General features: G+C 33.6%; 9 protein-coding genes and 1 tRNA gene. 5 read left to right on the top strand and 5 right to left on the bottom strand.

Annotated elements, in window-relative coordinates:
• Positions 1 to 14 precede the first annotated feature (14 nt).
• The 3 genes from AC2A1D_RS05505 to AC2A1D_RS05495 are packed head-to-tail and all read left to right on the top strand — an operon-like array spanning position 15 to position 2,146.
• On the top strand, positions 15 to 770 hold the full coding sequence (locus AC2A1D_RS05505; protein WP_484042626.1) for a UbiA prenyltransferase family protein: 756 nt from the start codon (positions 15 to 17) through the stop codon (positions 768 to 770).
• Positions 771 to 773: 3 nt separating this feature from the next.
• On the top strand, positions 774 to 1,853 hold the full coding sequence (gene recF / locus AC2A1D_RS05500; RefSeq protein ID WP_484042625.1) for a DNA replication/repair protein RecF: 1,080 nt from the start codon (positions 774 to 776) through the stop codon (positions 1,851 to 1,853).
• Entirely contained in the window at positions 1,850 to 2,146 is a 297-nt protein-coding gene (locus AC2A1D_RS05495) for a DciA family protein (RefSeq protein WP_484042624.1), read from the top strand. Before recF ends, AC2A1D_RS05495 begins: the two co-directional genes overlap by 4 nt.
• On the opposite strand, the gene AC2A1D_RS05490 is transcribed toward AC2A1D_RS05495, so the two are convergent.
• The 3 genes from AC2A1D_RS05490 to AC2A1D_RS05480 are packed head-to-tail and all read right to left on the bottom strand — an operon-like array spanning position 2,124 to position 5,904.
• Entirely contained in the window at positions 2,124 to 4,157 is a 2,034-nt protein-coding gene (locus tag AC2A1D_RS05490) for a recombinase (protein WP_484042858.1), read from the bottom strand. The two genes, AC2A1D_RS05495 and AC2A1D_RS05490, sit on opposite strands and share 23 nt — an antisense overlap.
• A gap of 14 nt (positions 4,158 to 4,171) precedes the next feature.
• Positions 4,172 to 4,816 carry a monofunctional biosynthetic peptidoglycan transglycosylase gene (gene mtgA / locus AC2A1D_RS05485; RefSeq protein WP_484042623.1) on the bottom strand — a complete coding sequence of 215 codons (645 nt, stop codon included), beginning with the start codon at positions 4,814 to 4,816 and terminating at the stop codon, positions 4,172 to 4,174.
• A 41-nt stretch (positions 4,817 to 4,857) separates the two neighbouring features.
• A complete protein-coding gene (locus AC2A1D_RS05480) occupies positions 4,858 to 5,904 on the bottom strand; it encodes an ABC transporter substrate-binding protein (protein WP_484042622.1) in 1,047 nt (348 codons plus the stop codon).
• A 47-nt stretch (positions 5,905 to 5,951) separates the two neighbouring features.
• On the opposite strand from AC2A1D_RS05480, the gene AC2A1D_RS05475 reads away from it, so the two are divergent.
• Positions 5,952 to 6,025: transfer RNA gene (locus tag AC2A1D_RS05475), tRNA-Arg, on the top strand.
• A gap of 204 nt (positions 6,026 to 6,229) precedes the next feature.
• Complete coding sequence (locus AC2A1D_RS05470) at positions 6,230 to 7,351, top strand: tyrosine-type recombinase/integrase (RefSeq protein WP_484042621.1); 1,122 nt, start codon at positions 6,230 to 6,232, stop codon at positions 7,349 to 7,351.
• Here the strand turns inward: AC2A1D_RS05470 and AC2A1D_RS05465 are convergent.
• Together AC2A1D_RS05465 and AC2A1D_RS05460 are read right to left on the bottom strand one after the other, a co-directional pair.
• The gene (locus AC2A1D_RS05465) at positions 7,348 to 9,210 is read right to left on the bottom strand and encodes a hypothetical protein (protein ID WP_484042620.1); all 1,863 of its coding nucleotides are present in this window, start codon (positions 9,208 to 9,210) and stop codon (positions 7,348 to 7,350) included. The two genes, AC2A1D_RS05470 and AC2A1D_RS05465, sit on opposite strands and share 4 nt — an antisense overlap.
• Entirely contained in the window at positions 9,210 to 11,213 is a 2,004-nt protein-coding gene (locus AC2A1D_RS05460; RefSeq protein ID WP_484042619.1) for a hypothetical protein, read from the bottom strand. Before AC2A1D_RS05460 ends, AC2A1D_RS05465 begins: the two co-directional genes overlap by 1 nt.
• Between the last annotated feature and the right edge of the window lie 3 nt (positions 11,214 to 11,216).

Raw genomic sequence — 11,216 nt, 5'->3', positions numbered from 1 at the left:
TTTATTTTTGATAAATGATTGCTTTAAAATTACTGAAAAAATACCTCATCGACAGCCAAATTTTTGTCTCATTGATGGGAACTTTTTTTGCAGTTTTCTTTATGCTTGAGCAAAATACATTCCGTTGGCCAACGGTTGCACTTTTATTCATAACGTATTTCAGCGGATATTTGTACACGAAATATCAGAAAACCAAATACTTTTATAAAATCCTTTTCATTAACGCACTTGCAGGAATTTTCTCTGCCATTTTCATTATCCTCAATCATAATGAAATTCGTTTACTGAAATATTTTATCATCGTCGTTTTAGGATTGCTCTATAATTCTCAGTTTTTAGAAACTTACATCAGAAAAATACCTTTATTGAAAGTTTTTTATGTAGGATTAGTTTGGGGTTTGATGAATTGTTGGCTCACATTGCCGGAATTCAATATTCCAATATTTTTAATTAGCTTTTTGTTCATTACGGCTTTGGTTTTACCATTCGACATTCGGGATATGAAAAATGATACGGTAATGACATTTCCTAAATTAATCGGGATTCAAAATACCAAGTATTTAGCTTATATTTTAGTTTTTTTGGCTTGTATTTTATCGGTTTTCTATCTTAAAACTCAATATTTCATCAGTTTTTCCTTAGCGTCTGTTGTAACGTTTGCCCTTATTTATTTTTCCAAAAATACCAATCGTGACTCTTACTTCTCTTTCGGCGTTGAACTCTGTTCTGGATTACCGCTTTTGTTTTTACTAATAATACATTATTTTTGAAGAATGATTCTGAAGAAACTTACCTTATATCACTTTAAAAATCACGCTGAGCAACATTTTACGCTTTCCCCGCAAATCAATTGTTTTGTGGGAAATAATGGTGTCGGAAAAACCAATATTCTTGATGCTTTGCATTACCTTTCCGTAGGTAAAAGTTTTTTAGGAAATAGCGATTTGAACAACATTCAACACGAAGAAGATTTCTTCACAATTGAGGCAGAAATTCAAAATGAAGAATCTGAAGACATCATCAAAGTTCTTCAACCTAAAGAATCGAAAAAAATCATCAAAAAAAACGATAAAAGCTACGACAGAATTGCAGACCACATCGGATATTTACCGAGTGTGATGATTTCGCCATACGATTCTAATTTAATTTCAGATTCTGGAGAAAGCAGAAGAAAATTTCTGAATTCGATGATTTCACAAACCGATTCTTCTTATCTTTTTGATTTAATTCAGTATCAAAAAACGATTCAACAAAGAAATGCGTTGCTGAAATATTTTTCGAAAAATAGAACTTGGGACAAAGATTCTTTGGAAATTTATGATGAACCCATCACAAAATCTGGAACTAAAATTTTTGAAAAAAGAAGAGAGTTTGTATCTAAATTAAATCCTATTGTTCAGAACTTTTACCAAATTATTTCAGGTGGAAAAGAAAGCGTTTCGGTCTTCTATGAATCTCATCTTTCAACCAGTTCTTTTGAAGATTTACTGAAAGAAAGTTTGGATCGCGACAGAATGCTTACTTACACTTCGAAAGGGATTCACAAAGATGACCTTTTATTTGAAATGGATTCGGTTTTAATTAAAAAAATTGGTTCGCAAGGACAGCAGAAATCGTTTTTAATTTCTCTAAAACTTGCGCAAATGAGTTTAGTAAAAGAACTTACAGGAAAAACACCAATTCTCCTTTTAGATGATATTTTCGATAAACTGGATGACAACCGCGTTTCTCAATTAATTGAATTGGTGAATCAAGAAAATTTCGGGCAGATTTTCATTACAGATACGCATAGAGAACGTACGGAAAACGTCGTGAAAAGAATTAATGAGGAAAGTGTAATTTTCGAAATATGAAACGCAACAAAAAACGTGAATTCCAAAGCTCTGAACTGGTAAAATCTTTTGCCAGAATTCATGGTTTTGAAGACAAACTGGTCGCATTTGAAATAAAAGATTTTCTAGAAGATTATCTTGATGAAGCTTTATTCAGCGAAATAAAAACGGTAAATCTAGAAAATAAAATTATTTTCATTAAAGTAAATTCTCCTATACTGAAGCACGATTTTCAGATGAGAAAATCATTCTTTCTAAAGAAATTTCAGGAAAAATTTGGCGAAGAGAAGTTTAATGATCTTCAGATTTTGTAGGAATTGTACTTTGCATTAAATCATTCGATTTTTTATCAAAAACAGAACGTAATGGGATAAAAAACTTAAGTGGATGTTTCAAAAAGTATCTAAAAATCTCTCTGTAAATATCTCCCACCTCTCCAATATTCAGTTTTCGGGATCGGAAAGCCAAAAACATAGAAAGACTGAAACTCACTAAGAAATTGAAAAATCCTATTAGAAATACAGTAATAAAAGAAATCCAAAAGGTATAAGCATCTACTGAAAAGTCTTTACCATAAAGCCCTAAAGCAAAGTTTCCTGCCGCAAAAGTAATGTGTCTAATATCTAAATCTAACCCAAAAAACAAACCTACTGGAGCTGTTGCACCCAAAAAAACACCAAACCAAAAATTAGAAATTATTCCAGCCCAGTTTTTTGCATAATATTTTGAAAGACTTTTGGCAAATTTGGCTCCAAACCAACGTTTAATAGTGAGGTTTTTGGCGATTCTGTCTGGAATTTGATAGAAAATAGAATTATTACCAATATTCCCCGAGATAATTCCCGAAATAAAAAGATAAAAACCAGCAATACAAGCATGTAAAATAGCTTTCGATTTAAAAGGATCCAAATCTTTAAGCAATTTATCTGATTTTTCTATCGCTAAATTCTGCGAGAAAAAAACATCCAAACCATAGATAATAGCCAACGCAATAGGAAAAGATAAAAGAACATTTCCGACAAATGCAATAAACTGACTTCTAAAAAGTTTAGATACAAGATCTGCAAACTCTGTATTATTTCGTTTGGTATTTCCCTGTTCAGAAAGTACTTTAGTCATGGTTGCGGCAGTCATTGCCGGTTGTTTTGTTGCCAGTGTAAAGCCCATCAAATAGATCATTACAAACCCCATCGCATAATTTAAGGCGAAAAGAAATGCATGAAAAAAATCGCTTCCCGGCATAAATCCGTAGAGCATTTTCAGAACACAAAGTGCGCCAACAATAATCCCACCACCACTTGCTTTATAAAACATCTTCATGTACTGTTTACGGCTAGATGTAATGTAATGAGCCCCAGTTTCTGCAGTATGATTGGTAATAAGATGCGAAATTAAACGTGTACTATCGTTAAAAAGCTCCGCAATATTATTTTTATGAGATTTATAAGATAAAATATTAAAAATAAGCTGTTTAGATTTTAAAATATAATCATCATTAGAATCGATAACCAACAAATTTACAATCTCAAAAATTCTTTGAGTTTGTTGCCTAATTTTAAGCAAAGCTTGGTTAATCTTTCCCGAAATACCATATTTTCCAGAGTTTTTAAAGGAGATATTTACAAAATCTAGACACTGCTCACAATAGATTTTTATCTGCTTGTATCGACTGTCTTTTGAGGAAAGCTGTAGCGATCTGTTTACTTTAAAGTCTTCGGCAAGAGCTTCCAGTTCATTTTGTAAAGCTAAAAAAGGGTTGTCAAAATTTCTATACTCTGGAGCCATCCTTACGACATCTACCTCAAGTGCCATTCCTGTTACTCGCCAAGCAAGAATGTTCATAGAAAAAATAAGATCATTCTTTACTTTTTCGTTTTTTATAAAATCTGAAATTTCTAAAAGATGTAAAAGTTCGTCAATCTCATTCTCTGGAACATTGTGAAAATACTCCAGATCTTTTTTCGGACTAAAACTCACATTATCAATAAGATACCAAACTGTTTGTTCGTTTTCAACAGGAGGTAAGACTTTATTTAAGATTCGTTTTTTTAATTCTGAAAAAAACGAATTTTCGCTTAAAATATTTGCTTCAGTAAGAGATAAATTAAAGGGTCTGTCTGAAAAAACGTTTTTTATATAATACGAAAAATTACTTCTATGCTCTTCATTGAATCTGAAATTATTGAGTACATCATGAAAATCTGCTTTTCGCAAACTTTCTAAAAACTCTGCCAATGGCTCAAGAGATCTCGTTTCGTTTTTAAACGAAAAGTATTTACTGAGCACTGTTTTAAAGTTTTTACTCGCTACATTTCTAAAATTCATCTGCATATTAATGTTTATTTCAAACTTACATTTTTCATCTGCCTCATAATCCAGCGGTGCTTTTTATTGAGGTAAGCAGAAGGATTTTTAGGATCATATTTTTTCGGATTTGGCAGTACAGCAGCAATCCATGCAGCTTCAGACTGGCTAAGATCTTTTGAAGATTTGCCAAAATAATATTTGCTTGCAGCTTCTACCCCAAAAACGCCCTGTCCCATCTCTATGGAATTAAGGTAACGTTCCAAAATAATGTCTTTGGACCAAACTTTTTCGATAATAAAAGTGTATACTGCTTCCAAACCTTTTCTTACCCAGCTTCTTTGTTGCCAAAGGAACACGTTTTTGGCTGTTTGCTGAGAAATTGTACTTCCGCCGCGTACTTTTCTACCTTTTTCATTATTCTTGTAAGCTTTTTCAATTGCCGTATAATCGAAACCATCGTGAGTAAAAAACTTTTGATCTTCAGACGCAATCACGGCTTTTTTCACATTCGAACCCATATCTTCATACGAAATATAATCTCTATCGAGCTTTCCGTATTGTATTAAACCGCCAATTTGGGTAATAGTAATGGGTGGGTTAAAAAATCTTCCCCAAATAATAAAAAACACATTCAGAAGAAGTATTACGAATAGGAATTGTTTAATTTTTTTCCACATAAGCTAAAAAACTACTGCAAAAGTAAAAAAATACTACGAGTTTAAGGCAATTCTTTGAAGTAAGTAAGTTTATATTTTGGAAATAATTCTGGATGAAAAATTTTGATATAGTCTTTTAAAACAAAGTCGCAACGCACCAATCCGCTTTCAAAAAAATCATTGGCTGTAGCTGGTTGTTTCTCGCTATAGCTATAAACCTTACCTTTTTCGAAAACATTGAGTTTTGCATATAAAGGATTTATCTGCAGCATCTCTTTTTTGGAAAAATGACTTCCTGCATTTACCCAGAAATTAATATTTTTTGCTTTTGCATACACTTCTTCAAAGCTCATAGTTACAGCTTTATCTTCGGTATTATCTTTTAAAATATAATTCGCATTGGCGTCTGAAATAAATTGTGCCACAGAAGTTTTCCCACCAGGTAAATACCAAACATTTCCGTACATTTCGTTGGCTAAAACATTTGGTTTAGAAGGTGTAGAAGCTGCAACTTTCTTCAACCTATCGTAGCTCTGCTCTATTTCAGCAAATTTCTGATTGGCTAATTTTTCTTTTCCTAAAAGCTTACCGAAGATTTTTAGATATGCAGCTTTTTCTAGTGGTTTTTGCTCGAGATATTCATCAAGAAAAACGACTTTAATTCCATTATTTTTAAGTAAATCGTAAGTGTTTTCAAAACTTGGAATATGATTTGTAAAAACAGCATCTGGCTGAAGAGAAATAATTTTTTCGACATTATATTTTTGGTCTGAACCAACATTCTGAATTTTCCCGGTATTTAACAATTGTTGAATTTTTTGTGAATACACATATTCAGGGCTCGAAATCCCTACAATTTGATTTTCACTTCCCAATTCTGAAATATACCCCATCATACTTGCATTGAGAACAATTATTTTTTTGAAAGGAAGCTGTTTTTCATCAAAAGAATAACTGAATTTTCCTGTTTCAAGCTTTATTTTCCCAGATTCTTCTTTAAACTTGGTGCGTTGCGATATATTTACCCACTCTGAACCTGTAATTTTTTGCTCTCTTTTACAGCTAATTAGCGTCAAAAACGCGATTAATATTAAAATTCTTGATTTCATATTTCAAAGGAAACAAAAATTTTGTATATTTGCAAACCATTAAACGAGGCCTCGTGGCGCAACTGAATAGCGCATCTGATTACGGCTCAGAAGGTTACAGGTTTGAATCCTGTCGAGGTCACAAAACAACAGGTTAACAATTAAATCAAGCTCATTTCAAGCTACTGAAGTGATAAGGTCTAAGGGTTAACCTGTTTTCTTTTTCCCTTTGTCATAACATTGTCACAACGATTCTGGTCAATTCTTAAACTTTAAAAATTTAAAATTGATGCATCAGACCCGACCTTCATTTCTTGTCACAGAGCTTGTCACAAATTCGAAATTTATGACAATCAACACACACTTTTACCTAAACAACTATCAACGAAAAGATGGCAAATGTCAAATTTTTTACGACGTAAACATTAACGGAGAACGAGATCGAATCCCAAGCGGCCTTTATGTGAAACCCGAACATTGGGACAAAGAACTACGCCGGGTTAAAAAACGCTTCGATACAGAAGACGTAAATCTATCTCTAGACAACATGGAATCCAAAACCACGGAGATAAGAACACACTACAGATTATCTAAATCTTCCTTCTTGGATATTAAAACCTTTAGAAATGAATTTTTTAATAAAACACCAAAATACGACTTCATTACTTTCGCAAAACATCATATTGAGAACGAGCCAACAAGAGACTCTTCTAAAAGACACGCCCGAAGCGTGATTAAAAAACTTGAAGAATTTAAAAGTCCGCTTCCATTTAGTTCCTTAAATATTGGATTCTTTGAAGACTTCCGTGGGCACTTATACAAAAACGGAAACGCGAAAACAACCATAGCCGGAAACATAAAGGTGATTAAAAAATTTATCAACCTTGCAAGAAAGCATGGTTTGTTTATCAATTTTGATATTGACGATTTAAAAGTAGGTTCAATGAAAGGTTCTAAAGTTAATCTTACTTTACTCGAGGTCGAAAAATTAAAGCAGTATTACTTCAGCGAGGACGTAGATAAAGGACATTTACTGAGCTTAGGTTATTTTCTTTTCGCCTGCTATACAAGCTTGAGAATTTCCGAAATTCAAAACTTAAAAAGAGCGGATCTGAAGGGAAATGCAATTACTTTTTACTCGGACAAAACAGATAAAGCTCATACCATTGTTTTGAACAATACCGCAAAAATGATTGTCGATAGACATCCTGCTTTGTTTATTGATCACATTCACGCGAACTGCATAAATCGTACTTTGAAAAACATTATGAAGTTGAGCAAGGTTCAAATCAACAAAACTGTATCGATGCACACCGGAAGACACACCTTTGCAACAAACTTCTTACGTAAAGGAGGAAATGTACGTGACCTTCAACAGATCCTAAATCATTCTAGCATTTTAACAACAATGATTTACGTGCATATCGTCGAAAAAGAATCGAATATGGCCACGCACATTTTAGATTAAATAATAGTTTCGGTGATAATATCGACAACATACGAGTTATCACCGGACTTTTCTTTGTTCAAACTTGAAATTAAGTGAACATTATTGTTACAAAAAATATAGTCTTTCACACTTACTAAGCTAAATTCTTCAGCATTTACTTCTTTACTCCATTCGTACTGAGTTCCGCGAATCCTTTGCCTTAACCACCTTAGCCAATTCTTATCAAACAATTCTGGAAACAGCAAACCAGGAACATCCTTCGATTCATTTACACCACCTACTAATCCATCATAGTAAACCAATCCAATAACATCAGAGCTCTGCGCGACATCTATTGCAGATAACGGTAAACTTTCTTCTGGTTTAGCCAATGGTAACGGATAAGCATTAATATCAATTACATTAGTATCTTCTTTTGCTACGCCATTTAGTTTCTTACCCTCGACATCATAGTACATCGAATTAATCTTGTACGGCGCGTCGAACTCTGGAAAATTCAATTTAAAAGATCTCTTTGTTAAAAACTTTTTCTTTGGATTTTTAACAGAAAAAGCCGTGAAATCGACAACACCGGAAGGCTCGTTCTTACCCAGTCGGTTCATATAGATTTTTGAACCCACTGGTGTAAAATCATAATTCAAGAAATTTTTTATCCCATTGACATATTCGCCAAATGTCATTTCCGGAACCGCTTTTGAAAGATCAATTTCATTTGCATTATTAACCGCCTTCGTGTCTTCTGTAGTAGCTGAAGTATCTAATAAAACATCTGAAGTAAGTTGAAAATCTACAACCTCGTAGTCACTTGCATCCTTATTGATAGGAATAAATTCAACAAAAAACATAATCTCATTAGAAGTTTGATTTAATGGAACGATAATGTCTACAGGTAATGAGAGATCTGAAACCCCAGCATCATAAAATTGATTATGCTCCCATACAACACTTCCATTGCTACTAATTTGACAAATGACTTTTCCATGAAAAGCCTTAACCCTGAAAGCCCCTTTCACAATATAATTTCCCTGAAGCAAATTTGAAAGCGTTCGATTATATCTTCTTTTGCGCATATTCCACCAAACACCATTACGAAACACGCTATAAGCTTCATCAAAGTAATAGTCCATCTGAGTCGCTTCAGCATAAAGCCTCGTTTGCGCTTTCATCGAAAAATATTCAGTTCCGGAAAAAACCCAACGCTTTTGCAAATCAGGATCCGATAAAATATCGCCAACTAAATCAAAACCGGCATCTTTAAAACCAACTTTCAACAAGTATATTGGGTGAGGACACGGATGTATAATATTAATATTAAAAATATTTCCTCCCGAATCCACATAATTATTAGGCACAACAAGATTTCCACTTTCAATCCTGGTATTGTTGTAATATCCCTCAAAAGCGTCCCAAACTTCAGAATCCTGATCATAACGCTCAGTATAGATTCTAGGAAAATTATAATTCGTTTGCGGCCATGTTTTTTGCATAACCGCAGCGGCATGCAAATGTATATCCGGAACCGTAAATTTTTCCAAAGGTAATTCGCTTAACTTTTTATTAAAATTCGGAATTTCCTCAAGCCCGTAATCGATTTGCGCCATCAACACACCATCTTCTCCTTCCTCAATGTTAAGAACAGCTTTATGTGTTTTATTTTCGTGAAACAAATAGCCCTCAATTTTAGTCACCGCATCTTTACTCTCATCGCTTAGATAATCTCCAAAAGCATGAATAAACGCATCATCTACATGAATTTCAAAAGGAAAGAAGAATTTCGTGAATGTTTTATCGCTCAACATAGAATTCTCTTCTTGCGTACTAAAATCGATATTCGATAAGTCTAAAACACCTTGTGGTGCGTAAAATTTTATTTCCATTACTCAACTAATAAAAATTCTAAATCAAACTGAATAAGCTCAGCAGAGCTGTCTTCGTCCACTATCTTATCTGAAGTACAAAAACCTCGATACTTCACCCCATTTACTTCAATAAAACACAACCTACTCTGAATAATTTCATCAATAATAGGTACGCAAGCTTTCGCTATAAACCCCGTATTAATGGTTCTGCTTACAACCTTGGTTACATCAAACTTTTCCTTGATTGAATTCAACAGGTTCTGGTCATATACATGAGTATAGACAGGGTTATTTTTAAAATGACCGCTAAAAGTAAAAGCTTCAGGAACTAAATTTTGATTTTCAAATTGAATATGAATGAGATTCGGACCTGTTTTTCTCAAAGTCAAATAAGTTAACTGCACCTGGTCCGTAATTTGAAAAACCTTCTTTTTTGGAAAAATGATTTTATTCTCGTCATCTTCAATTTTCACTCGAGTAACAATTCCGTCTGGAAATACATTAGGAGTTCCAATAGCAATCGTTGCAGGATCTACTAACCCTTGAATGTAGCTGAAAATATACTTAGAACCTTCAATACGCTGTTTAATGAGAGCATTACTTAGGACTGGAAAAGCTTTCGGCTTTTTCCCTGGATAAAAACGAATCATCCCAACATTATCAGAATTCAAAGCATTATAATCAACATCAAGCTCTTCAACAACTATGGTTACTTCAGCTGGAGAAAACCAAAACTTATTATCGAAAGTTGGTTTTTTAACTTCCGAAAGAACACTTTTTTTCAATCGAAGAAAATATTGGTGAATTTTATACCCAATATCGAAGCTTGCACGATCATCATAGTACGGAACTGTTATCGGAACTACAATCGTTGACTGACCATCTTCATTTTCGAAATACGCCGTTACCGTTGACTTCACAAATCGAGCTGCAGTATCTTTTTTAATAAAATTAATCCTCTTGTTATCAAGACAAAAATTATATTCTTCAAAACCTGTTAGATAAATGTAGGCAACCACCGTCATCGTAACCGGAACCGTTATTGTTTTGCCATCAAATTTTACCAAAACATTGCCTGAGTAATTACCGACTGGAATTGACATAGAATTCAGTGTGCTCGCAACAATATCAATAGTCCCAGAACCTCCAGTAGCTGAAAAATTTAACCAACTAGGTCCTTCAATAGTAAAAGTTTTATTATACGGATTAATAACTGAAATTGTTTGCGTTTTAACCTCATTTAGCGACTGCATTAAGCTGAAACTAAAAAGTGATGGCGAAACAATTAAATCGGTATTCAAAACAATTAATTGAATAATAAACGATTTTACATTAACATCCGAGCTTCCAACATTCTTCTTGTAAATAATGCAACTTATCTCATAAATCCCCTCTAAAGGCAAATTACTATTCGTTGCTAACGGCGTGTTTTCTTCTAATTGAAAAGTATTATTATCAATCGGATCAACATTTTTTAACACCACTAAACTATTGAAAAAACGCAATGGAAGATTATCAGAATTCCCCGTAATATTTACTGTAGTATCACCCGAAAGCACATTTGTTTGACGGTTGTAGATAATTTTATATACAGACTTATCGACGCCTATTGTACTAGAACTCCCTACTACATTTAAAGTTAAAAAAACGTAGGCACTTTCTAGAAAAACATCAGACGATCCTACTCCATAAAGTTCAAAAGTTAAATCTAGATCATAACTTCCAGGATTTAACTGGTCTAAATTTTTTAGATGCGCAAAGACATCTCTCGTAAAGCTTCCGCTTAGCCCCGTAACCTCAGTGACAACAGAGCCGGAATCGAGTACTTCAACAACATCGATAGTCGTATTAGTAACCGAATAAAAAATCTTAATCTTATATGTTGAATACCCCGAAACCGAGCCTTCCAAAGTTACTTTCACATCCGAAGGATTCACACCACTTCCGTATTGATAAGTAATATCAGCTGTAACAGTCGACGCAAAAAACGGAACTACAATACCTGTCCCTGGTTGATTCATTAA

The organism is Chryseobacterium sp. HNCC26DJ239, assembly GCF_057180445.1.
Note: the sequence above shows the minus strand (reverse complement) of the source record. Positions and strands in the feature narration are given on the sequence as shown.